Annotated in this window: 19 protein-coding genes; 12 read left to right on the forward strand and 7 right to left on the reverse strand. The window is 73.2% G+C overall.

Features of this window, described 5'->3' with window-relative positions; genetic code table 11:
- Positions 1–2 precede the first annotated feature (2 nt).
- Complete coding sequence (locus ACLJQZ_RS25305) at positions 3–506, forward strand: methylated-DNA--[protein]-cysteine S-methyltransferase (protein WP_247053685.1); 504 nt, start codon at positions 3–5, stop codon at positions 504–506.
- Here the strand turns inward: ACLJQZ_RS25305 and ACLJQZ_RS25310 are convergent.
- Positions 503–2,755: a PHB depolymerase family esterase gene (locus tag ACLJQZ_RS25310; protein WP_410622353.1), complete on the reverse strand. Its 2,253-nt coding sequence runs from the start codon at positions 2,753–2,755 to the stop codon at positions 503–505. The genes ACLJQZ_RS25305 and ACLJQZ_RS25310 overlap by 4 nt on opposite strands.
- A gap of 151 nt (positions 2,756–2,906) precedes the next feature.
- On the opposite strand from ACLJQZ_RS25310, the gene ACLJQZ_RS25315 reads away from it, so the two are divergent.
- The 3 genes from ACLJQZ_RS25315 to ACLJQZ_RS25325 all read left to right on the forward strand — a co-directional run bounded on the left by ACLJQZ_RS25315 (position 2,907) and on the right by ACLJQZ_RS25325 (position 6,217).
- Positions 2,907–4,490: an alkaline phosphatase D family protein gene (locus ACLJQZ_RS25315; RefSeq protein WP_410622354.1), complete on the forward strand. Its 1,584-nt coding sequence runs from the start codon at positions 2,907–2,909 to the stop codon at positions 4,488–4,490.
- Positions 4,491–4,601: 111 nt separating this feature from the next.
- Positions 4,602–5,438, forward strand: coding sequence for a helix-turn-helix transcriptional regulator (locus ACLJQZ_RS25320; protein ID WP_410622355.1), 837 nt, complete (start codon positions 4,602–4,604; stop codon positions 5,436–5,438).
- 59 nt (positions 5,439–5,497) lie between these two features.
- Positions 5,498–6,217 carry an SDR family oxidoreductase gene (locus ACLJQZ_RS25325; RefSeq protein WP_410622356.1) on the forward strand — a complete coding sequence of 240 codons (720 nt, stop codon included), beginning with the start codon at positions 5,498–5,500 and terminating at the stop codon, positions 6,215–6,217.
- On the opposite strand, the gene ACLJQZ_RS25330 is transcribed toward ACLJQZ_RS25325, so the two are convergent.
- On the reverse strand, positions 6,214–6,873 hold the full coding sequence (locus tag ACLJQZ_RS25330; protein WP_410622357.1) for a histidine phosphatase family protein: 660 nt from the start codon (positions 6,871–6,873) through the stop codon (positions 6,214–6,216). The genes ACLJQZ_RS25325 and ACLJQZ_RS25330 overlap by 4 nt on opposite strands.
- A gap of 81 nt (positions 6,874–6,954) precedes the next feature.
- Here ACLJQZ_RS25330 and ACLJQZ_RS25335 point away from each other — a divergent pair, with 81 nt between their 5' ends.
- Positions 6,955–8,163 (forward strand): PP2C family protein-serine/threonine phosphatase, encoded by a 1,209-nt coding sequence (locus ACLJQZ_RS25335; protein ID WP_410622358.1) that lies wholly within the window; start codon positions 6,955–6,957, stop codon positions 8,161–8,163.
- Between the two features lie 6 nt (positions 8,164–8,169).
- On the opposite strand, the gene ACLJQZ_RS25340 is transcribed toward ACLJQZ_RS25335, so the two are convergent.
- Entirely contained in the window at positions 8,170–8,556 is a 387-nt protein-coding gene (locus ACLJQZ_RS25340) for an STAS domain-containing protein (RefSeq protein ID WP_410622359.1), read from the reverse strand.
- Between the two features lie 164 nt (positions 8,557–8,720).
- Here ACLJQZ_RS25340 and ACLJQZ_RS25345 point away from each other — a divergent pair, with 164 nt between their 5' ends.
- From ACLJQZ_RS25345 to ACLJQZ_RS25370, 6 genes are all read left to right on the forward strand, one after another.
- The gene (locus ACLJQZ_RS25345) at positions 8,721–9,074 is read left to right on the forward strand and encodes an STAS domain-containing protein (protein ID WP_410622360.1); all 354 of its coding nucleotides are present in this window, start codon (positions 8,721–8,723) and stop codon (positions 9,072–9,074) included.
- Positions 9,074–10,462 (forward strand): PP2C family protein-serine/threonine phosphatase, encoded by a 1,389-nt coding sequence (locus ACLJQZ_RS25350; protein WP_410622361.1) that lies wholly within the window; start codon positions 9,074–9,076, stop codon positions 10,460–10,462. Before ACLJQZ_RS25345 ends, ACLJQZ_RS25350 begins: the two co-directional genes overlap by 1 nt.
- Positions 10,459–10,884, forward strand: a complete 426-nt coding sequence (locus ACLJQZ_RS25355) for an ATP-binding protein (RefSeq protein ID WP_410622362.1) — start codon at positions 10,459–10,461, stop codon at positions 10,882–10,884. Before ACLJQZ_RS25350 ends, ACLJQZ_RS25355 begins: the two co-directional genes overlap by 4 nt.
- A 66-nt stretch (positions 10,885–10,950) precedes the next feature.
- The gene (locus tag ACLJQZ_RS25360; RefSeq protein WP_410622363.1) at positions 10,951–15,039 is read left to right on the forward strand and encodes a SpoIIE family protein phosphatase; all 4,089 of its coding nucleotides are present in this window, start codon (positions 10,951–10,953) and stop codon (positions 15,037–15,039) included.
- Positions 15,036–15,338, forward strand: a complete 303-nt coding sequence (locus ACLJQZ_RS25365) for an STAS domain-containing protein (RefSeq protein ID WP_410622364.1) — start codon at positions 15,036–15,038, stop codon at positions 15,336–15,338. The genes ACLJQZ_RS25360 and ACLJQZ_RS25365 overlap by 4 nt, the downstream gene beginning before the upstream one ends.
- A 259-nt stretch (positions 15,339–15,597) precedes the next feature.
- The gene (locus tag ACLJQZ_RS25370; protein ID WP_410622365.1) at positions 15,598–16,329 is read left to right on the forward strand and encodes an ANTAR domain-containing protein; all 732 of its coding nucleotides are present in this window, start codon (positions 15,598–15,600) and stop codon (positions 16,327–16,329) included.
- A gap of 18 nt (positions 16,330–16,347) precedes the next feature.
- On the opposite strand, the gene ACLJQZ_RS25375 is transcribed toward ACLJQZ_RS25370, so the two are convergent.
- Positions 16,348–16,758: an ATP-binding protein gene (locus ACLJQZ_RS25375; protein ID WP_410622366.1), complete on the reverse strand. Its 411-nt coding sequence runs from the start codon at positions 16,756–16,758 to the stop codon at positions 16,348–16,350.
- A 124-nt stretch (positions 16,759–16,882) separates the two neighbouring features.
- On the opposite strand from ACLJQZ_RS25375, the gene ACLJQZ_RS25380 reads away from it, so the two are divergent.
- Positions 16,883–20,152, forward strand: a complete 3,270-nt coding sequence (locus tag ACLJQZ_RS25380) for a glucodextranase DOMON-like domain-containing protein (RefSeq protein WP_410622367.1) — start codon at positions 16,883–16,885, stop codon at positions 20,150–20,152.
- A gap of 316 nt (positions 20,153–20,468) precedes the next feature.
- Here the strand turns inward: ACLJQZ_RS25380 and ACLJQZ_RS25385 are convergent, their stop codons facing one another.
- The 3 genes from ACLJQZ_RS25385 to ACLJQZ_RS25395 all read right to left on the reverse strand — a co-directional run bounded on the left by ACLJQZ_RS25385 (position 20,469) and on the right by ACLJQZ_RS25395 (position 23,049).
- On the reverse strand, positions 20,469–21,017 hold the full coding sequence (locus ACLJQZ_RS25385; RefSeq protein ID WP_410622368.1) for a hypothetical protein: 549 nt from the start codon (positions 21,015–21,017) through the stop codon (positions 20,469–20,471).
- 86 nt (positions 21,018–21,103) lie between these two features.
- Positions 21,104–22,363, reverse strand: a complete 1,260-nt coding sequence (locus ACLJQZ_RS25390; RefSeq protein ID WP_410622369.1) for a sensor histidine kinase — start codon at positions 22,361–22,363, stop codon at positions 21,104–21,106.
- On the reverse strand, positions 22,360–23,049 hold the full coding sequence (locus tag ACLJQZ_RS25395) for a response regulator transcription factor (protein WP_410622370.1): 690 nt from the start codon (positions 23,047–23,049) through the stop codon (positions 22,360–22,362). Before ACLJQZ_RS25395 ends, ACLJQZ_RS25390 begins: the two co-directional genes overlap by 4 nt.
- Positions 23,050–23,095 lie beyond the last annotated feature (46 nt).

Consider the following 23,095-nt stretch of genomic DNA (forward strand, 5'->3'; position numbering starts at 1 on the left):
CCATGAGCGTCCGGCACACCGTCATCGACTCCCCCATCGGGCCACTGACCCTCGTCGGTGACGCGGCCGGTGCACTGCTCGGCCTCTACTTCGACGGCCACCTGCGCACGCCCCGGATGACCGACCTCGGGGAGCGCACCGAGACCGGCTTCGAGGTCGTGGAAGCACAGCTGGGCGAGTACTTCGCGGGCACGCGGCGCGAGTTCGACCTCGAGCTCGCGCCGCGTGGTTCCGCGTTCGAGAAGCAGGTCTGGGACCTGCTGACGAAGATCCCGTTCGGCGAGACCCGCACCTACGGGCAGCTGGCCGCCGCACTGGGCGACCCGGGTGCCGCGCAGGCCGTCGGCAACGCCAACGGCTGGAACCCGATCAGCGTCATCGTGCCGTGCCACCGGGTGGTCGGCACGAGCGGGAGCCTGACCGGGTACGCCGGCGGCCTGGCCCGCAAGCGGTTCCTCCTGAGCCTGGAGGAACCGCCCGCGGACGAGGTCGGCCGGTTGTTCTAGCTCGCCGCGCAGGTGACGCCCGGCGCCGTCAGGTTCCCGCCGTGCTCGACGGTGAACCCGATGACGTTGCCGCTCCCGTTGGGTTTCGCGGTCAGCACGTACCCGGTGCTGTCCCAGGTGCCGGTGTAGTTCCAGCTGCCGATGACCTTCTGGGGTGCGTGGAAGGTGATCGTGAGCACCCAGTTGTTCGAGCCCGTCACGCTCACCTGGCCGTTGAAGCCGACGTTCCACTCGGCTGTCTTGGTGTAGGTCCCGGTGCACCCGCCCGACGGCGGCGGGGTCGTGGTCGTCGGCGGCGGGGTGGTCGTCGGCGGCGGCGTGGTCGTGGTGCCGCCGTTCAGCGCGTCGAGGACCGCGGTGTAGGCGGCCTTCTTGGTGCCGCTGCCGTCGAACAGCAGCGGGGTGGCCGACGCGCGCCAGGAGTCGGTGTCCCGGATGCCCCACACGGTCAGGCCGTTGCAGCGCGCCACCGCGAGGCAGGCGTTCGTGACCGTGCGGAAACTGTTCGCCTGCGTGGTGCCCGACCCTTCGATGTCCAGCTCGGTGATCTGGACGTCCACGCCGAGGTCGGCGAAGTTCTGCAGCGTGGTCTGGTAGTTCGACGGCACCGGGCTGGCGCTGTTGAAGTGCGACTGGAAGCCGACGCAGTCGATCGGCACGCCGCGGGACTTGAAGTCCTGCACCATGTGGTACACGGCCTGGGTCTTCGCCTGGCTCCAGTCGTCGGTGTTGTAGTCGTTGTAGCAGAGCTTCGCGCCGGGGTCGGCCGCCCGGGCGGCGCGGAACGCCGCCTCGATCCAGTCGTTGCCGGTGCGCTGCAGGTTGGAGTCGCGGCGGGCGCCGGAACCGCCGTCGGCGAACGCCTCGTTCACCACGTCCCACGAGTAGAGCCGGCCGCGGTAGTGCGTCGCGACCTGCGTGACGTGGTTGAGCATCGCCGAGCGCAGCGACGAGCCCTCCATGCCCTGCATCCATCCGGGCTGCTGCCCGTACCAGGCCAGCGTGTGCCCGCGGACCTGGGCGCCCTGGGACTTGGCCTGGGCCACGATCCGGTCGGCGTTGCCGTAGGAGAACTGGCCCTGGTTCGGCTCGGTCGCGTCGATCTTCATCTCGTTCTCGGGCGTGATCATGCTGAACTCACGGCTCAGGATGCCGGTGTAGACGCTGTCCGAGAGCCTGCTCGCCGAGACGGCCGTGCCGAAGTACCGCCCGGTCCGCGCCGCCGCGCCGCCGAGCGTGGTGCCCGTCGCCGGCGGGGCCGACGTCGTCGTGGTGGGAGTGGTCGGGGTGGTCGGGGTGGTCGGCGTGGTCGTGGTCGTGCCGCCGCTGTTCAGGCCGAGGAACGAGATCGCGTAGCCCACCATGCCGCTCTGCGGCAGCACGTGCCCCGCGCCCTGGACGCTGATCGCCTCGACCGGCGCCTGGACGCCGGTGCCGCCGTAGCGGGCGCGGGTCCAGCCGGACTGCGGCTGGTCGGTGACCGACGCCGTCTGGCTCACCCCGGCGAGGTTGGTCCACTGCTTGACCTCTTCGCCGAAGTTCGGGTAGCGCAAGGTGTCGTCGGCGGTGCCGTGCCACAGCTGCATCCGCGGGTACGGCCCGCTGCGCCCGCCGCTCATCTGCCGGGCCTGGTCGCCCCACTGCTGGGCGGTCTTCGTCAGCTGGCCGTTCGCGCACTGGGAGTTCCAGCTCGACCCGTCGGTGGTGCCGAAGCAGCCGGCGGGCACGCCCATGAACGCCGAACCGGCGGCGAACACGTCCGGGTACTCCGCGGCGAGCACGTTCGTCATCATCGCGCCCGAGGAGAACCCGGTGACGTAGACCCGGGCGGGATCGACGTTGTAGTGCTGCTTCGCGTAGTCGACCATCGACAGGATGCCGACCGGGTCACTGCCGCCGCCGCGGGTCAGGGCCTGTGGTGAGGAGACGTCGAAGCAGGCGCCGCCGCGGGTGGCCTCCGGGAACACGATGACGTACCCGTACTGGTCGGCCGCGGTGACGTAGTCGCGGGCGTAGCCGTTGAAGACCGCCGAAGCCGAGCCGGTGCAGTAATGGATCGCGACCAGCAGCGCCGGCTTGGCCGCCACCCGGTCCGGGACGTAGGTGTACATGTTCAGGTTGCTGGGGTTGGTGCCGAAACCGGTCACGCGGGTCAGCGACGCCGCGGACGCGGGCTGCGCGACGAGCAGCACGACCGCGGCGACCACCGGCACGACGGCGGCCAGCAGCACAGTGAGCAGTCTTCTCACTCGGGGTTCCTTTCGGGGCAAGGCGCGCAGCTGAACCGATCGTTCGTCGCACCCCGGAACCGGTCAACGACTATCGGTATGTTTCGGGGCTTTCGCACCACCCACTGCGCGCCGGACAGCCGGGACGACGCGGTTCTGGGAGGATCGCCGGATGACCGCGCTGCTGCTGGGCCCGCTCCTCCGGCACGTCGACGCCACGTCGGCGACGATCTGGGTCGAGACGGACGGACCATGCGAGGTCGGCGCCGGCGACGCGACCGCCCGGACCTTCGAGGTCTCCGGCCACCACTACGCGCTGGTCGTGCTCACCGGCCTCGAACCGGCGAAGAGCACGCCGTACGAGGTCCGGCTCGACGGCGACGTCGTCTGGCCCGAACCCGGCGGTGACCTGCCGCCGAGCCGGATCCGCACGCTCTCCCCCGAGGACTCCCGGTTCCGGCTGGTGTTCGGTTCCTGCCGCAAGCCGCGCGAGCAGGACGCCCTCGGGCAGGACGCGCTCGCCGCGTACGCCCGCCGGATGGCCAAGCTCGCCGAGGAGGAGTGGCCGGAGTCGCTGGTGCTGCTCGGCGACCAGGTCTACGCCGACGAAACCACCGACGACACGCAGAAGTGGCTCGCGAGCCGGCGCGACACCTCGCAGCCGCCCGGCACCGAGGTCGCGGACTTCGAGGAGTATTGCCACCTCTACTCCGAGGCCTGGTCCGACCCGGCGGTGCGCTGGCTGCTGTCCACGCTGCCGACGTCGATGATCTTCGACGACCACGACGTCCGCGACGACTGGAACACCTCGCAGGCCTGGCGGGCGGAGATGGCCGCCACGTCGTGGTGGACCGAACGCATCCGCGGCGCGCTGGTGTCGTACTGGATCTACCAGCACCTGGGCAACCTCGGTCCGGACGAGCTCGCCGGCGACAAGCTCTTCCAGCAGGTCGGCGCGTCCGGTACGGACAACGCGCAGCTGCTGCGCGAGTTCGCCGACCATGCCGACCGGGAGGCCGACGGCGCCAAGGGCACGCGCTGGTCCTACCGGCGCGACTTCGGCCCGGTCCGGCTGCTCGTGATCGACTCGCGGGCCGGGCGCATCCTCGAAGGCGGCGTGCGGTCGATGATCGGCGAGGACGAGTTCCACTGGATCGAGGAGCAGGCCGGCGGCGACGTCGACCACCTGCTGATCGGCACGTCACTGCCGTGGCTGCTGCCGACCGCGCTGTCCTTCGCGCAGTCGATCAACGAACGCGCGTGCACCCGGCCGGGCGTGCGCGGCAAGGCCGCCGAGTGGTTCCGGCAGTTCGCCGACCTCGAGCACTGGCCGGCGTTCCGCGAGTCGTTCGACCGGCTGGCGAAGCTCATCGCCCGGGTCGCCGACGACGGCGCGGCCTCGGTCAACGTGCTCTCCGGCGACGTCCACCACGCCTACGTCGCCCGGGCCCGGTTCCCGCGCGAACCGGCCGCGCCGGTGCACCAGCTGACCTGCTCGCCGATGCACAACACCGTGCCGTGGTACATGAACCGCGTGTTCCGGCTCGGCTGGTCCCCGCGGCTGACCGGGCTGATGGGGTGGCTCGCGCGCCGCTCCGGCGTCCGGCCCACGGACCTGACGTGGGACTGCGTTTCGGGGCCGCACTTCGGCAACGCCGTGATGACGCTGGACGTCGACGGGCGCACCGCGTGGGCGACGATGCAGCGGACGACGGACGACGGCCTCGTCGACGGGCCGTCGATCCGCCTCACCTGAGGGTGGGTGCGGCGCGGCCAGTCACCCCCGCCTGATCCGGGTTAGCCTCGGATCATGGCTGAAGAGAAGCCAGCGGAGCGAAGCTCCTCCGTTGAGGGTGGCGGCGGGGGCATGGATGGAAACGTACTCGGGGAGTTCCTCCGGGCCCGCCGTGCGCAGGTCAACCCGGAGGAGCTGGGCATGCCCGGCGGCCGCGGGCGGCGCGTCGCGGGCCTGCGCCGGGAAGAGGTCGCGCTGCTGGCGGGCGTCAGCACCGACTACTACGTCCGGCTGGAGCAGGGCCGCGAACGGCACCCGTCGGAGCAGGTGCTCGACGCGCTGGCGCGGGCGCTGGTGCTCGACGACGAAGCCACCGCCCACCTGCACCGGCTGGCCCGACCGGCGGCCCGTCGCCGGGCCCGGCGGCGGGAGCAGGTCAGCCCGAACCTGGTCCGCCTGATGGCGGGCTGGCCGGCGACGCCCGCGGTGGTCCTCGGCCGGTGCCTGACCGTGCTGGCGCACAACCCGCTGGGCCGGGCGCTGTTCGACGGCCACACCCACAGCGGCGACCTGGTCCGGCTGGTGTTCCTCGACCCGGACGCCCGCACGTTCTACCCGGACTGGGACCGGGTCGCGGCCAACACCGTCGGCGGCCTGCGCGCGGCCGCCGGGATCGACCCCGACGACCCCCGGCTGATCGAGACGGTCGGCGAGCTGTCGGTCAAGAGCGAGGCGTTCCGCAGGCTGTGGGCACGCCACGACATCCGGCAGAAGACCCACGAGACCAAGCGGTTCCACCACCGGCTGGTCGGCGACCTGACGTTGAGCTACGAGGCGCTGACGGTGAACAGCGCGCCCGGGCAGCAGCTGGTCGTCTACCAAGCGGAGCCGGGCAGCCCGTCGGAAGCGGCGTTGTCGTTGCTGGGCAGCCTCACCGCCGAAAGCATGCCGGAGAACGTCAACCGCTGAGTCAATTCCACATTGGACAGCCTGTTTGTGCTGCCCGAAAACCCTTGAAGGGAAAGTCAGTGAAGATCGTCCTCATCACCGGGGCCAGCAGCGGCATCGGCCACGCCACCGCCGTGCGGCTGGCCGCCGAAGGCCACCACGTCGTGCTCGGTGCCCGGCGGAAGGACCGCCTCGACGCGCTCGCCGCGCAGATCCGGGCGGCGGGCGGCCGTGCCGACGTGCACAGCCTGGACGTCACCGACCGCGCCGACGTCGCCGCGTTCGCCGACGCGGCGGTGCGCGACCACGGCCGGATCGACGTGTTCGTCGCCAACGCCGGCGTGATGCCGTTGTCCCGCTTGGATTCCCGGCACGTCGAGGAGTGGGACCGGATGCTCGACGTCAACGTCCGCGGCCTGCTCAACGGGATCGCCGCGACCTTGCCGCACTTCACGCGGCAAGGCGGCGGCCACTTCGTGACGATCGCCTCGACGGGCGCGTACGAGGTGGTGCCGACGGCGGCGGTCTACTGCGCCACGAAGTACGCGGCGCGCGCGATCACCGAAGGCCTGCGCCTGGAGTCCGACCCGAGCCTGCGCGTCACGACGATCTCGCCGGGGGTCGTGGAGTCCGAGCTGGCCGACACGATCACCGAGCCGGGCGCGAAGGAGGCGATGGTCGCCTACCGCGCGAACGCGATGCCGCCGGACGCCATCGCCGGGGCCATCTCGTACGCCATCGGGCAGCCGGACGGCGTCGACGTCAACGAGCTCGTGGTCCGGCCCACCGCCCAGCGCTAGGGCGTCCGCTGCGCCAGCACCATCGTGAAGCCGCCGTCGCGGTCGCGTTCCCAGGTCGTCAGCGAGCCGTTGGGGACCGCCGTGGCGGCGGCCGCGCGCATGAGGTCCGGTTCCGGCACTCCCTCCAGCAGGTACCGGAGAGCGAACACCGTCATCTCGTGCGCGCTCAGCAGGACCCGCGCGCCCGGCCGCTCGGCGCTCAGCTCGGCGAGCAGGGAGCGCACCCGCAGCACGACGTCCGCCCAGGACTCGCCGCCCGGGGGCCGGTAGTAGAACCGGCCGAGCCGCCGCTTGCGCCGGGCCTCGTCGGGCCAGCGCTCGCGGACGCCACGGGTGGTCAGCAGATCCAGGACGCCGAGCTCGCGATCGCGCAGCCGCTCGTCGGGGATGATCGCCACCCCGGCCGGCGCGGCCAAGCGAGCGGTGTCCCAGGCGCGGCGGTAGGTCGAGGTGACCACGACGTCCGGCGGGTGCGCGGCGAGCAGCGCCCCCGCCGCCGCGGCCTGGTCCCGGCCCGGCTCGGTCAAGGGCACGTCGGCGTCGCGCTCGGCGAGGTCGATCACGTCCGCGCCCGCCGTCTCCGCCACCTCCCGGGCCACGTTTCCGGTGCTCTCGCCGTGCCGCAGCACACCCACCCATTCCAGGTCGACTTTCACGCGCGGCTGGTACCCCCTGGGACCCGCCGCCGAAACCCGGGATGTCTAGGCCCGCCAAGGAGGTCCGGCTAGGGTCGATCCATGTCGCGGAGCCTCGACGCCCAGGACCGGCTGCAGCTGCTGGAGACGATCATCGGCGCCCCCGCCGGCCACCTCGGCCTGGCCGAGCTGCTCGCCGCGACCCTGGACCGCGTCCGCGAGGTGCTGAGGGTCGACACCGCGACCGTGCTCCGCTACCAGGCGGGCGGGCAGCAGCTCGTGGCGATCGCGGCCGCGGGCATCGAGGAAGAGGTCCACCAGGGCGTGCGCGTGCCGGTCGGCACCGGGTTCGCCGGGCGGGTGGCCCAGGACCGCGCGCCCGTCGTCCTCGACCACGTCGACGAGACCACCGTCGTGAACTCCCTGCTCTGGGAACGCGGCCTGCACGCCATGCTCGGGGTGCCGATGATCACCGGCAGCGAGCTGGTCGGCGTCCTGCACGTCGGGTCCGTGCGGCCGCGCCGGTTCTCCGAGGCCGAAGCCGGCACCCTGCAGCTGCTCGCCGACCGCCTCGCCACGGCGATCCAGGTGGAGGCCCTCGAGGAGAACCGCACCGCCACCATGGCCCTGCAGCGCAGCCTGCTGCCGGACCGGCTGCCCGAACTGCCCGGTCTCGGCTTCGCCGCCCGGTACGTGCCCGGCGCGGACGCCGGGCTCGGCGGCGACTGGTACGACCTGTTCCCGCTGCCGGGCGACCGGGTCGGCGTCGTGATGGGCGACGTCTCCGGGCACGGGCTCGAGGCGGCCGTGATCATGGGCCGGCTGCGCAGCGCCCTGCGCGCCTACGCCCTCGACTGCGACGACCCGGCCGAGACGCTCGGCAAGCTCGACCGCAAGGCCAACCACTTCGAGCACGGCGCGATGGCCACGGTCGCCTACGGGATCGTCGACCCGCCGCGGGAGACGCTGACGCTGTCGCTGGCCGGGCACCTGCCGCCGGTGCTGGCGCGCCCGGGCGAGCCGGGCGCGCTCGTCACGGCGCCGCCGGACCCGCCGATCGGCCTGACCATCGGGCACCCCGTCCGGCGGAGGACGGTCGTCGCCCTGCCGCCGGGCGGCGTGCTGGTGTTCTACACCGACGGGCTCGTCGAGCGCCGGAACCGGACGGTGGACACCGGCATGACCGACCTCGCGGCCACCGTGCGGGCCGGGGAGCCCGAGCGCGTGTGCGCGCAGCTGATGGCGGCGATGATCGGCTCGCGGCCGGCGCAGGACGACGTCGCCCTGCTCGTGGTCCACCGCCACGCCTGAGCCGGCTCAGGAAGCCGTCAGCGCCGCCTCCCGGGTCGGGAACAGCGAAAGGCTGTCCTCGAGGCCGGTCAGCTGGATCGGCCGCAGGGTGGCGCGGCCGGTCGCGACGATCCGCACGGTGGTGCCCGCCGCGGCGTTGCGGTGGATCATCAGCAGCGCGGTCAGCCCCGGCGAGGCCAGGAACTCGACGCGGCTCAGGTCCACCACGAGCAGTCTCGGTACCGCGGCGAGCGCCTCGTCCGCCGCCTGGACCAACGCGGGCGCTGTGGTGGTGTCGACGTCCCCGGCGACCTCGAGCACCACCGCGCCGTCCCGCTGCTCCGTTCGGGCGATCCTGAACTCGCCGAATGGCACAGCGGCCGGCGAGCCTTCAGTGTGGGTGTTCTCGGTCATGTGTCTCTCCCGCCCTCGGCGCCGCCGCCGGAACGTCCGGCGGGCGCGCTTGATCACGAAGGCTGTCTGCTCAACCGTGACCAATCATGCCTGCCGCAGGGCGCCTGCGCCGTTTCAGCACCCGCGAGTTTGCCTCGCGCGCGCAAACGGGCAGGATGGTGACCATGGCCGAACCGGACGTGGGTGCCGAGGGCACCGTCGTTCTGGAGCACCGCGACGGCGCGGCGGTGCTCCGGGTGAGCGGCGCCCTCGACCTCGCCCTCGCGCCGAAGCTGCGGCAGTTCGCCGACCGCGCCTCCCGGCAGCAACCGGCGGTGCTGGTCATCGACCTGACCGACGTCACCTTCCTGGCCTCGGCCGGAATGGCCGAGCTCGTGCGGGCGCACCGCGGCGACTCCGGCTCCGCCCCGCTGCGCGTGGTGGCGAACGGCCGGATCACACTGCGCCCGCTGGAGCTGACGCGGCTGACCGACGAGCTCGCCATCTTCCCGTCGCTCACCGACGCACTGAGTCCCTGATGTCCCCGCCCCCCATCGACGCAGTCCTCGACGCGGTGCGCCGGGCCTTCGTCGACGGGGCGGACGAACCGGCCGTGACCGAGGCCGCCGCCGCCGCCGCTGTGCGGGCCGCCACCGCGGACCTCGCGGACACGGTGGCGCGGCTGCGGGGCGACGCCGCGGTGATCGACGCGCTGCACTCGGTCGGCCGGCGGCTGACCGCCCAGCCGGACCTCAGCCGGATCGTGCAGGACGCGACCGACGCCGCCACGAAGGCGACCGGCGCGGACTTCGGCGCGTTCTTCTACAACCTCGTCAACGATGTCGGCGAGTCGTACACGCTCTACACGCTCTCGGGCGTGCCGCGGGCGGCGTTCGAGCGGTTCCCGATACCGCGCAACACCGCGGTGTTCGGCCCGGCCTTCGACGGCACCGGCGCCGTCCGCAGCCCCGGCACCACCGCGGACCCGCGGTTCGGGAAGAACGCGCCCCACCACGGGATGCCCGAAGGACACCCGCCCGTGCGCAGCTACCTGGCGGTGTCGGCGATCAGCCCGGCCACCGGCGAGGTGCTGGGCGGGTTCTTCGTCGGCCACCCCGGATCCGCCCGGTTCACCGAGCGGCACGAGTACCTCGCCGAGGGCATCGCCGGCTACACGGCCATCGCGCTGGACAACGCCCGCCGCTACGAGCGCGAGCGCACCCTCGTCACCGAGCTGTCCCGCAGCATGCTGCCGGTCGTCCCGGACCTGCCCGGCCTCGACGTCTTCACCCGGTACCTGCCCGCGGCCACCGGGACGAAGATCGGCGGCGACTGGTCCGACGTGATCCGGCTCCCCTCCGGCGCGACCGCGTTCGTGATCGGCGACGTCGTCGGCCACGGCGTCACCGCCGCGACCGTGATGGGCCAGGTCCGGACGGCGATCCGCTGCGACGCGCTGCTGGAGCTGACGCCGTCGGAAGTGCTGCGCAACGTCTCCGAGCTGACCGCCGGGCTGTTCGGCGGGAGCTTCGTCACCTGCTTCTACGCGGTCCACCACCCGGACGGCACGCTGAGCTTCGCGAACGCCGGGCACCTGCCGGCGATCCTGATCCGGCCCGGTGCCCCGGTGGAGCAGCTCGGCGAGACGATGGCGCAGCCGCTGGGCGTCGGCTCGGCGTTCCCCGAGGACACCACCACGTTCCCGCCGGGCACCGACCTGGTGCGCTACACCGACGGCCTCGTCGAGAGCCGCACCCGCGACCTCACCCGGGGCATCGAGTGGCTGCTGGCCGGGATCCCGGCCCTGCTGGCCGCGACCGACCTCGAAGCGGCGTGGGACACCCTCGTCGAGGAGCTCACGCACGGGCGCCACGACGACGACATCGCGCTGATCCACGTGCGTCACCGCGGAGAGGACCGCCCATGACAGACCCCGTCCCCCCGGGCGCGCCTCCCTCCCCGGCCTCGTTCCACCGCCGCACGGTCGCGCTCGCCGACCGGCTGCCGGAGCTGCGCGAAGCGCTGACCGAGTGGGTGCGCGCGCTCGGCCTGGGCACCGAACGCGCGGAGGACGTCGTCCTCGCCGGCTACGAAGCGATGGCCAACTCCGCCGAGCACGCCTACCGCGACCAGGAAACCGGCTACATCGACGTCCGGGCCGAAGCGCTGGCGGGCGGGCTGACCGTCACCGTCACGGACTACGGCAACTGGCGCGCACCGGTGCCCACCAACGGGTTGCGCGGCCGCGGGCTGCTGCTCATCGACAGCCTCACCGACCAGTGCGCCCAGGTTCACCGCGACGACGGCACGACGATCACGATGACCTGGCTGACCGACGCGGCGCGCTGACCGCACGGATCAGCGCGGCCCGCGGCGCCCCGGTAGGCTCTTGCGGAGCCCAGATCCGGGAGAGAGATGACCGCCGCTGACGAGTCCGGCCCCCGTGCCGTGATCCCCGGGACCAGCCGGATGGCGGCCCGGATGCGGGAGTTCGACTGGGCGTCCTCGCCGCTGGGCCCGCCGGAGAGCTGGCCGCCGAGCCTGACGACGGCAGTGCGGATCTGCCTGACCTCCCGCTTCCCGATGATCGTCTGGTGGGGACCGGACCTGCGATTCCTCTACAACGACGCCTACCTGCCGCTGCTCGGCACCAAGCACCCGGCGCTCGACAAGCCGGGTGAGCGGGTCTGGTCCGAGATCTGGCACATCATCGGGCCGATGCTGGCCGGGGTGATGGAGACCGGCGAGGCGACCTGGTCCGAGGACATGCTGCTGCCGATCAACCGGCACGGCTACTGGGAAGAGACGTACTGGACGTACTCCTACAGCCCGATCCACGACGACAGCGGGGCCGTGCAGGCGGTGTTCACGGCCTGCACCGACAGCACCGAGCGCGTGATCGGCGAGCGCCGGCTCGCCGCGCTGCGCGAGCTGGGCGCGCGAGCCGGGATCGCCCGCACCGTCACGGAAGCCTGCGAGCTGGTGACCGACGTGCTGGGCCGCGCCGGGGCCGACGTACCGTACGCCGCGATCCACGTCCGCCGCCCGGGCACCGATGACCTCACCCTCGCCGCCGTGACGCCCGGCGGCTCCGGGGACACGGCCGGCTGGCCGCTGGCGGAAGTCCTCGCCGACGGCGTCCCGCGCGTCGTGTCCGGGCTGACCGGGAAGTTCGGCGAGCTGCCGGCGGGCGGCTGGTCCACCGCGCCCGCCGAGGCGGTGGTGCTGCCGCTGCCCGGGGCCGCGGACACCCCGGCCACCGGGGTGATCGTGCTCGCGGCGAGCGGCGGGCACGCCGTCGACGAGAACTACCGGACGTTCCTCGGGCTGGTCGCCCACCAGACCACGGCGCTGGTCAACGGCGCCGTCGCCTACCAGGTGCGGCAGGAGCGCGCCGAGGAGCTGGCCGCGCTGGACGTCGCGAAGACGACGTTCTTCTCCAACGTCAGCCACGAGTTCCGCACCCCGCTCACCCTGATCCTGGGGCCGGCGGCCGCACTGCGGGAGACGCTCGCCGGTGCCGACGCGGCCGTGCGTGAGGAAGCCGACGTCATCCACCGCAACGCGATGCGGCTCGGACGGCTGGTGAACAGCCTCCTCGACTTCTCCCGGATCGAGGCGGGCCGGATGCAGGCGCGCTTCGAGCCGGTCGACCTCGCGGAGTTCACCGCGGAGCTCGCGAGCGTGTTCCGCGCCGCCGTCGAGCGGGCCGGGCTGGCGTTTGAGGTCGACTGCGAGCCCGTCGGCGAGCCGGTGCACGTGGACCGCGGGATGTGGGAGAAGGTCGTCCTCAACCTGCTGTCCAACGCGGTCAAGTACACCTTCGACGGCACGGTCCGGGTGTCGGCCGGGCGCGACGGCGAGCACGCCGAGGTGCGGGTGAGCGACACGGGCATCGGCATCGCCGCCGCCGAGATGCCCCGGCTGTTCGAGCGGTTCCACCGCATCCCCTCGGCGCGGGCGCGGTCGAACGAGGGCAGCGGGATCGGCCTGGCCCTGGTGCGCGAGCTGGTCGGCATGCACGGTGGCGACATCACCGCGGACAGCACGCCCGGCGCCGGCACGACGTTCCGGATCCGGCTGCCGCTGGGCACCGGGCACCTGCCCGCCGAGCAGGTCGCCACCGGGCCCGCGCGCGACGGGATCGACGCCGAGGCCGTGGAACCGTTCGTGGCGGAGACCCTGCGCTGGCTGCCGGGACCGGACGACGACCCCGCGGCCGAGGTCGTCCCGTCCGGGCTCACCGGGGCGCGGGTGCTCGTCGCCGACGACAACACCGACATGCGCGAGTACCTCGCCCGGCTGCTGCGCGACGAGTACGCCGTGACGTCGGTGCGCGACGGCGTCGAAGCGCTCGCCGCCGCGGCCGCCGACCCGCCGGACCTGATCATCAGCGACGTGATGATGCCCCGGCTGGACGGGCTGGCCCTGCTGGCTCGACTGCGCGGCGACCCGCGCACGGCCGCCGTCCCGGTGCTCCTGCTCTCGGCGCGGGCCGGGCAGGAGGCCGCGGTCGACGGGCTGGCCGCCGGCGCCGACGACTACCTCGTGAAGCCGTTCTCCGCGCGGGAACTGCTCGCCCGGGTGCGCACCACCATCCGGCTGGCCCGGCTGCGGACGCAGCACACGCGCTGGCGCGCGGCGATGATCGACTCGCTGCAGGAGGGGTTCTTCGTCGGCGACGCCGACGGGCGGATCGTGGAGATCAACGCCGCGTTCACCGAGCTGCTGGGCTACGGCACGGACGGGCTGCCCTACGCCCAGCCGTTCCCCTGGCTGCCTGCCGCGGACACCGATCCCGACGGACACCGGCAGGTGCTCGACGCTCTCGCCCGGACCAAGGCCGAGCCCGCCGGCAGCTTCGTGCTGCCGATGCGGCACCGCGACGGCCACCGGGTGTGGGCCGCGACCGCGTACACCGAGCTGAACGACGACCAAGGCCGGCGCCGCCTCGTCGGCACGATCCGCGACGTCACCGCCGAGCGCTACGCGGTGCAGCGGGAAGCCGCGCTCGCGGCGATGAACCAGCGCCTCACCGGGGAAAGCGGCGTCCCGGCCGTGCTCGGCGCCGCCGTGGACCTGCTGCGCGACCTGTGGCGGGCCGACCGCGTGCTCGCCGTCACCTGGCCGCGGATCGGCGAACCGGAGCTCACCTCCACCGACCCCGGCGACCGGCGGTGGGCCGACCTCGACACCTCCGTGCGGGCGACGCTCGACCGCATCCGCGCGCTGCCCGCGTTGCACGCGGCGACGGCGGGCACGGCCGCCGGCACCACCCTCGACCACCCCGACGGGCAGCTGACGCTCTGGGTGGAACCCGCGGCCGGGCGGCCGCTCGGCACCGAGGACCAGACGCTGCTGGCGTTGCTGGCCGGCACCCTCGCGCACGCCCTGCGCCGCGCGCACCGCGACGACCGGCAGCGCGAGGTCGCCCTCGCGCTGCAACGCTCGATCCTCGGCCCCGCCCGGCTTCCCGAGGGGTTCGCGGTGCGCTACGAACCGGCGACCCCGCCCCTGGAGGTCGGCGGCGACTGGTACGACGTGATCGCCCTCGACGACGACCGCATCGGCATCGTGGTCGGCGACTGCGTCGGGCGGGGCCTGCCCGCGGCGGCCGTGATGGGCCAGCTGCGCAGCGCCTGCCGGGCGTTGCTGCTCGAGGCCAGCAGCCCGTCGCACACCCTCACCGCGCTGGACCGCTTCGCCGCCCAGGTGCCGGATGCCTTGTGCACCACCGTGTTCTGCGGTGTCCTCGACCCCGCCACCGGCACCCTCACCTACAGCAGCGCCGGGCACCCGCCCGCGACCCTGATCCACCCGGACGGCACGGCCGAGTCCCTCGACGCGGGCGGCAGCGTCCCGCTCGCGGTCCGTCTCCCCGAACCGCGGCCCGAGGCCACGGCGGTCGTCCCTATCGGCTCGCTGCTCATGCTCTACACCGACGGGCTCGTCGAACGCCGCCGTGAATCGCTCGACGACGGCATCGACCGCGCGACCGGCGTCGCCCACAGCGCGCACGACGCCGAGCTGACCGACCTGGCGAGCACGCTGATGACCTCGCTCCGGCCGGCCGGCGGCTACGAGGACGACGTCGCCCTGCTGCTCTACCGCCGGACCGTGCCGCCGCTGACGATGGAGTTCGCGGCGCACCCGGACAGCCTCGCCTCGACCCGGCACTGGCTGCGGGCGTGGCTGGCCACCGCGGAGCTCGACCCGGACCTCGCGCAGGACGTGCTGGTCGCCGCGGGCGAGGCTTGTGCGAACGCGGTCGAGCACGCCTACGTGGGCGGCGACGGCGCGAACCCGCACCTGTCCGCGAGCCTCGGCGGCGCCCGGCTGGTCGTGACGATCACCGACCGCGGCCACTGGAAGCAGCCGCCGCCCGACAACCACGTGCTGCGCGGGCGCGGCATGCCGATGATGAAGGCGCTGGCCGACGCGGTCACCGTCCGCCACGACCCTGAGGGCACCACCGTCACCCTGGAATGGAGAATCGGTTCGTGACGACGGCACTCACCCTGGTCCCCGGTCCCGATGACGCGGGAGACCGGACACTGACCGTGACCGGCGAGATCGACATGAGCAACGCCCCCGAGTTCGGCTCGGCGCTCGATCGCGAACTGGCGGCCAGTGGCACCGTCACGGTGGACCTCACCGGCGTGACCTACCTCGACAGCGCCGGCGTCGCGGTGCTGTTCGACCGGGCCGGCTCCCACGACCTGCGGCTGGTGGCCCCGCGGCTGCTCGGCCGGGTGCTGCGGGTGTCGGGCCTCACCAGGGTCGCCGAGGTCACGATCCGCTGAGCCCGCGGGGGTTGGGATCCGGCCCGCTGGGGTACGCGTGGGGCAGTGGCGGCTGGATGTGTGGGTGGCACTGCCGGCGGTCGCTAGGTGGCGTCCCGGCAGCCAACCCACGGTGTTCAGCAGCGAGCCCGGGCCGGTGCCACCGCCATACCGGGCCCAGAGTTGCGGAGGACGCGACCGGCGCGAGTAGGGTTTCGCCGTTCCGTTGAAGCAGCAACGGTTCGAGACCTGACCGCAGCGGCCCGGACGGAGTTGAGCAGTGACCGGTGCGCCGATCCCCGCCGAGGACATCGACGAGCTGACCGCCGCCATGGCGGACCTCACGGGTGCTTTGGAGACCGAATCCGCCGAAGAGATCCTTCAGGCCGTCTGCGCGGAGGCCATCCGGGCCATCCCGGGCGCCGACATGGCCAGCATCACCGCGATCCGCGACGGCGAGCCCACGACCGCGGCCGCCACCGACGACCGCGCCGTCGACATCGACCACGTCCAGTACGCGGCGGGTGAGGGCCCGTGCCTGCAGGCGGCGTCGTCCGGCGAGATCGTCCGGGTGCCGCTCGCCACGGCCGGGCGGGTGTGGCCGGAGTTCACCGAGTTCGCCGGGAGCGTCGGCGTCGGCAGCTACCTCGCCGCGCCGCTGCGGGTCGACGAGCACCTCGGCGGCGCGCTCAACCTCTTCGGCTTCGGCGACCACGGGTTCGCCGAGACCGACTCCCAGCTGCTGAAGCTCTACACCACGATCGTCACGTTCGGCCTGCGCACCACGCGGCGCTACCACCAGGCGCGGCAGCGGGCCACCGAGCTCGAGGCCGCGATGAGATCGCGGGCGGTGATCGAGCAGGCCAAGGGCATCCTGATGGCCGTGCACCGGATCTCCGCCGACGAAGCCATGAAACGCCTCATCACCGAGTCCCAGCACACCAACGTGAAGCTGCGGGACATCGCGGCCCGGTTCGTCGCCGAGCTGTCCGACGGCGCGACTCCGGGCTGACCGCGTCCGAGACGCTGCTCAGGCGCTGCGGCGGACCGGGAACGGCCAGGTCAGCGTCATGACCGTGCCGTCGTCGGTCGAGCGCAGGTCGAGCCCGTCCACCAGCGCCTGGATCAGCCGCAGCCCGCGGCCGCGGCCGGCCTGCTCCTCCAGGGCCTGCCAGCTGCCCCGGTCGGCGATCGTGACGATCAGGACCCGGTCGTCGATCCGCGCCCGGACGTCGATCTCGCCGGGCCGGCCCCCGTAGGCGTGGTCCAGCACGTTGGCCATCGCCTCCCAGCAGGCCAGGACGATCTCGTCGGCCTGCCGGCCCACTTCCTCGCCGGCTCTTCCGCGCAGCCACGACATGAGATGGCGGCGCAGACCCGGCAACGTGCGCGGGGTGATCGTGCCGCGGTAGTTCCATCCATCCGATCCGTGCTCTTCCATATTCACCTCCTCGGGGGGACTGCGGGTTTGCTACCCACTCGTCCGGGTTCTCAACCAACGGTTACCGCGCCCGGGCGGCCGTTCGGCCCTGGTGCGGCGCGAACGGGCGTGATCCGATGTGCGGATGACTCGGTCGACGTGGTCCGTGGTGCTCTGCGCGGTGCTGGCCGCCGCCACCTTCCTGCCCGTGCCCGCCGCCTCGGCGGCCGCCGATCACGGTCCGGGCGCCGTCTCGCACTTCGGCCTGGCCCGCAAGGACTGCCTGGGCACCGCGCGGAACACGACCAGCAAGGCGTGGTTCACCGTCGCGAACGGCGTGCTCTCCGACGTCTACGCGCCGGTGATCGACAACACGAACGTCGAGACGCTGCAGTTCGCCGTCACCGACGGCCGCAGCTTCACCGACCTGCAGGCGCGCGACATGACCTACACGGTCCGGACCAGCGCGGGCGGGATGGCCTGCGAGGTGACCTCGACCCCGCGCAGCGGCAAGTACCGGCTGGTCACCGAGTACCTGGCCGACCCGGCACGCACCGGCGTGCTGATCCGGACCCGCCTCGAGCCGCTGCGCGACTCCGGCCGGGACCTGAAGGTCTACGTGCGGTTCGACGCGAGCGTCAACGGCAACGGCGGTGGCGGGGAGGCCAACGGCGGCGGGGACACCGCCACGGTCGACGCGGCGACGACCGCGCTGGTCAGCGCCGACGCGAACACCGTCTCGAGTGCACCGGCCCGCGACTACGGCACGCCGCTGGCCGCCGCCCTGCGCGCGGACCGCAAGTTCTTGAGCACCGCCAGTGGTTTCGCCGGCACCGCCGGTGACGGACTGGCCCAGCTGGACCGTGATCACCGGCTCACCGACCCGACGTCGACGGCGGTGAACGGCAACGTGGTGCAGACCGCGCAGCTGGACCTGGCCCCGCGCCGCCCGGCCGTGCTGGCGCTGGGCTTCGGCACGGACGCGCGGGCAGCCGTCGCGACGGCCGGGGCGAGCCTGCGCACGCCGTTCGACCAGAGCTACCGCGACTACGCGCGCGGCTGGCAGAACTACGACAACGGGCTGACCCCGTTGCGCGGCAAGGATTCCGACGCATATTACCAGTCGGCCAACGTCCTGAAGGCCAGCGAGGACAAGACCTTCCCGGGCGCGGTGGTGGCGTCGCTCGGCAGCCCGTGGGGCCAAGCGGTGTCCGCGGGCGACGCCCCCGGCGGCAAGCCCGTGTACTTCGGCTCCTACCGCGAGATCTTCGCCCGCGACCTCTACGAGAGCTTCTCCGGTCTGCTCGCGGCGGGCGACCGCGACACGGCGCGGGCGAGCGTGCGCTGGCTGTTCTCCCCCCAGCAGCAGCCGGACGGCCGGTTCCCGCGCAACTCCCTGCTCAACGGCAAGAAGGCCCCCGACTCCGGCGGTGACCAGCTCGACGAAAGCGCGTACCCGATCCTGATGGCGCTGCAGGCCGGGCTCGACCGCGACCGGACGCTCTACACCGGCCACATCCGCGCGGCCGCCGACTTCGTCGTCGCGCACGGACCGTCGTTCGGCTCCGAGCGCTGGGAAGAGCAGGGCGGCTACTCCCCTTCGACGATCGCCGCCGAGATCGCCGGGCTCGTCGCGGCCGGCGTGATCGCCGACCACAACGGCGACCCGGCGCGCGCCCGCGTCTACCGGGCCACCGCCGACCAGTTCCAGCGCAGCATCAAGGGCTGGACCGTGACGTCGAACGGCCCGTACGGCGGCCGCTACTTCCTGCGGCTGACCAAGAACGGCGACCCGAACTCGGAGTACTTCTACAACCTCGGCAACGGCTCGGTGGACGCCGACCAGCGCGCGGTCGTCGACGCCGGATTCCTCGAGCTGACCCGCCTCGGCGTGCTGCCGGCGAACGACCCCGACGTCACCGCGTCGCTGGCCGTCGCCGACCGCGTGATCAAGCGGGACACCCCGGCCGGGCCGGGCTGGTACCGCTACGGCACGTCGGCGCCGGGCAGCGAGGACGGCTACGGCGACTGCTACGAGCCCGACCCGACGAACTGCGCCCCGACCGGCACGCCGTGGCCGACGACCAACACCGGGTCCGGGCACCTCTGGCCGGTGCTCGCGGGCGAACGCGGCGAGCAGGCCGTCCAGACCGGCGACCGCGCGGGCGCGGGCGCGTTGCTGCGCGCGATGCGCGCCCAGACCGGCGGGACCGGCCTGATCCCCGAGCAGATCTGGGAGAACCCGGCGGTCCCGGCGTCGCCGTACGGCACGGACCCGCGAACCGCGTCCATCGGGTTCACGCCGGGCCAGTCGGTCGGCTCGGTCGCGCCGCTGAGCTGGGCGCAGTCCCAGTCGGTGCGCCTGGCCCGGGCCGTCGCGGACGGCAGGCTGCCCGAGCAGCCCGCCGACGTCCGCGCCCGGTACGTCACCCACGCCCCGCCCGCGGCCTTGACGGTCACTCTGGACGCGCCGGCGTCGGTGTCGACCGCGACGGCCGCGGTGACCGGCACCGCGCCTGCGGGCAGCCAGGTCGACCTGGCTGTCTCGGCCACCGACGCCGGGACGACGACGGTGCTCTCGGTGCGGGCTTCGGCGGCGGGAACGTTCGCCGCGACGGTGCCGACGCCCCTGGGCGCGAACGTCGTCACCGCCACGGCCACGGGTGCCGGCACGGGTTACGTGCAGCGGACGATCAGCTCGGACTTCGTGACGGGCACGGTCCTGCTGGACCAGACCGACCCGGACGGCGACGACAACGGCCCGGGTACCTACACCTACCCGACCGCGACGGACTTCCACGCGGGCGCGTTCGACCTGCAGCGGTTCCAGGTCATCGACTCGGGCACCACCCTGGTGTTCCGCGCCCAGGTCCGCGACCTCACGCCGACGTTCGGGTCACCGCTGGGCGCCCAGCTGCTGACGATCTACGCCCACGACCCGGCCGCGGCGACCACGTCGACCGCGGCCCCGTTCCCGAGCCGGGCGTACACGATCGCGCCGTCCGACGCCTGGAGCCGCCGGATCGAGGTCCAAGGCTTCGCCGACCCGTCACTCGTCGACGCTTCGGGCGCCGCGCTGGCGACGCCCTCGGTCCAGGCCTCGCAGGCGACGCGGTACATCACGGTCAGCGTGGCGAAGTCGGCGTTCGGGACGCCCGGCGCGGGCTGGACGTTCGCGGTGGTCCTCACCGGCCAGGACGGCAACTCCCCCGACCAGGCGAGGCCGTTCACGCCGACAGCGGGCCAGTACACGTTCGGCCTGTGTGCGGCAGGCGGCACGGCCCCGGTGTGCACCGCCGACCCGGCCACGGCACCGAAGGCCCTCGACGTCCTGACCCCGGCGGGAGTCGACCAGGCGGCCGAGCTGGACCCGACCCGCGGCCCGGTCGCGGTCCGCGGCGTGCCGGTGGGCTGACCCGCCGGGTTCGGACCGGCAGTTCGGCGATCCCCGTCCCGATGGTGTGGACGGGGATCTGCCGGCCGTTCAAGCGCACGAAGGACCTGTCACCGGGCGAAGCGCTCGCCAACGTCACCGGCAGGCCGGGCCGCGCTTATCGAAGCCGAGCCGGCCGGTGCACGTGAACAGCACCAGCGCCGTCGCGCACGGGATCACGTCCGACAGGACGTTCAAGATCACCCAGGGTTGCTTTTCTGCGGGCAACCCCACTTCGGAGCTAACCCGAACGGGTCGTGGGCATCTTTCCCAGTGAGCGCGGAGTTCGGTGAACCACTCACCGGACTCGCCTGACACCGGAAGGGGTACAGCTCATGACCACTCGTCCGAGCATCCGCCGCACCGCGACCGTTCTCGCCGTGACCGGCGCCGCCGCGTCCGCTGTCGTCGCCGGGGCGGGGGCCGCCTCGTGGTGACCACCGTGGTCGTCACCCGGCTCGCCACCCCGGCCACCGTGGTCGTCACCCGGCTCCGCGCCCCGACCGCCGTGGTCGTCACCGGGTTCGACACCCCGGCCGTGGTCGTCGCCCGGCTCCACAGTGGACCGGCCGCGGTCGTCACCGGGCTCGGCCGTGCGGCTGCCGTGCCGGCCGGCCGACGGGTACGTGCTCGGGACGGACGTCACGCCCGGCGCCGAAGTCGCCGATGACTCCGGCACCGTGGCCGTCGCCGAAACCCCGCTGTGCGTGGGCGTTCCCGACGTCGTCGAGACCGTGGACGGCCGGACGCCGTCGTCCGTACCCGGGTGCGACGACGCCAGTGCCGCCGTCGTCCCGCCGATCGTGAGGGCCGCTCCCGCTACCGCGAACACCAGTACCTTGCGCATCGCTGCTCCTTTTTCGTTCTCCGACAACGAAACCGAGCATCCCGCGATCAGTGATAGCAGCGCGCTTCCGGCAGCCTAAAGAACTCCTAAGGACTTCGGAGATCGAGGACGATCCGCGCGCCGTGCGGCGGGACCCGGTGCACGTGGAACTCCCCGCCGGACGAGCGGGCCGTCTGGCGGGCGATGTCCAGCCCCAGCCCGGTGGACCCGGCGCCGCTCCGGCCGCGCAGGGGAACCTCGTCGAACCCCGGACCCTGGTCCTCGACCTCCAGCCGCGCGCCGTCCGGCTTCGGATAGAGGCTGATCGTGTACGTCGTTCCTTCGGGCGTGTGCGCGAAGACGTTGCCCAGCAACGCGTCCAGGCACGCGGCGAGCTCCGTCGCGCCGACCGCGACCGGCAGCGGTCCCGGGTCGAGGTACAAGTGCACCTCGCGGTCCTGGTCCTGGGCCAGCACCGACCAGAACGCCGCCCGCTCGACGACGACCTCCGCCGCATCGCACGAAACCGGCGCCGAATCGCGGTGGCGTGCCTGCTCGATGAGGGCGGTGACCTGGCGTTCCAGGCTCTCCGCGTGACCGGTGATCCGCTCGGCCTCTTCGGGGTCGCGCAGGGACTCGGCGTCCAGCCGCAGCACGGTCAGCGGGGTCCGCAGGCGGTGCGAAATATCGGCCACGGCCTCCCGTTCCTGCCGGACCAGCTCCCGGATCCGGGCGGCGAGGGAGTTCAAGGCCAAGGTCACCGACCGCACCTCCGCGGGCCCGCCTGAGCGCGCCCGCGCGTCGAGGTCGCCGTCGGCGAGCCGGCGGGACACCTCGGCGAGCTCGTGGACCGGCCGCACGACCGCGCGGGCCAGCCGGTCGGCGACGAACACCCCGAGCGCCAGCAGCAACACCCCCAGCCCCGCCAGCACCAGCCACGCCGACCCCAGCCCGCGGGTCAGCTCCGCCCGGTCGACGTAGGCCCGCACCACCGCCGTCCCCCGCGGCAGGCCCTGGACGGCGACCAGGATCTCCCGCCCGTCCGCGTCCTCGACCGTCAGGCTGCCCTGCACCGCCGCCAACTGGACGCCGGGCGTGCGCGCGGCGGGGGCGCCGAGCACCGTGCCGTCGGGCAGGAACACCGTCACCGGGTGGCCCGCGGTCGTGTTGAGCTGGTCGATCGCCGGCTGCAGCGTGCGCGCGTCGGCCGTCGCCACCAGCGAGGTGAGCGACTGCGCCTTCGCCGTGGCCGCGGTGACCGCGCGGTCGGCGGTGACCGACTGCAGCAGGATCGCCAGCGGCACCAGGAAAGCGACGAGCACCAGGCTCATCGTGACGGCCACCAGCAGCGCGAGCCGTTTCCTCACGACCTGGCCCCCGGTTCGGCGAGCCGGACGCCGACCCGGCGCACGGTGTGCAGGTACCGCGGCTCCTGCGCGGTTTCGCCGAGCTTGCGCCGCAACCACGAAAGGTGGACGTCGACGGTCTTGTCCGCGCCCGCGTAGGGCAGTTTCCAGACGTCGGCGAGCAGTTCGCGCTTGCTCACCACCGTTCCGGCCCGGGCGGCGAGGTAGTGCAGCAGGTCGAACTCGCGCGGCGTGAGGTCGAGCGGGACGCCGTCGAGCGACGCCTCCCGCGTCCGCGCGTCGACCGAGATCCCGCCGACGACGACCGGGGCCGTCGTCTCCTCCGGCTCGCTGCGCCGCAGCACCGCGCGGATCCGGGCGTCGAGTTGCGCGCCACCGAAGGGTTTCACGACGTAATCGTCGGCGCCGGCGTCGAGCAGCCGGACGATCTCGTCCTCCGCGCCGCGCGCGGTGACGACGATGATCGGCACCGCGCTGACCGCCCGCACCATGCGCAGCACCTCACGGCCGTCGAGATCGGGCAGCCCCAGGTCGAGCAGGACGACGTCGGGGCGGTCGGTCACCGCCGCCTGCAGCCCGGTCATCGCGTTCGCGGCGGACGTCACCGTGTGCCCGCGGTCGGTCAACGCGCGGAGCACCGCTGTGCGGATGGTCGGGTCGTCCTCGACGATCAACACCGTGGCCATGCGCAGGACGGTATACCGGCGAGGCCGCGTCGACCGGATCGTGGCG

The organism is Amycolatopsis sp. cmx-8-4, assembly GCF_046548675.1.
Taxonomy (GTDB): domain Bacteria; phylum Actinomycetota; class Actinomycetes; order Mycobacteriales; family Pseudonocardiaceae; genus Amycolatopsis.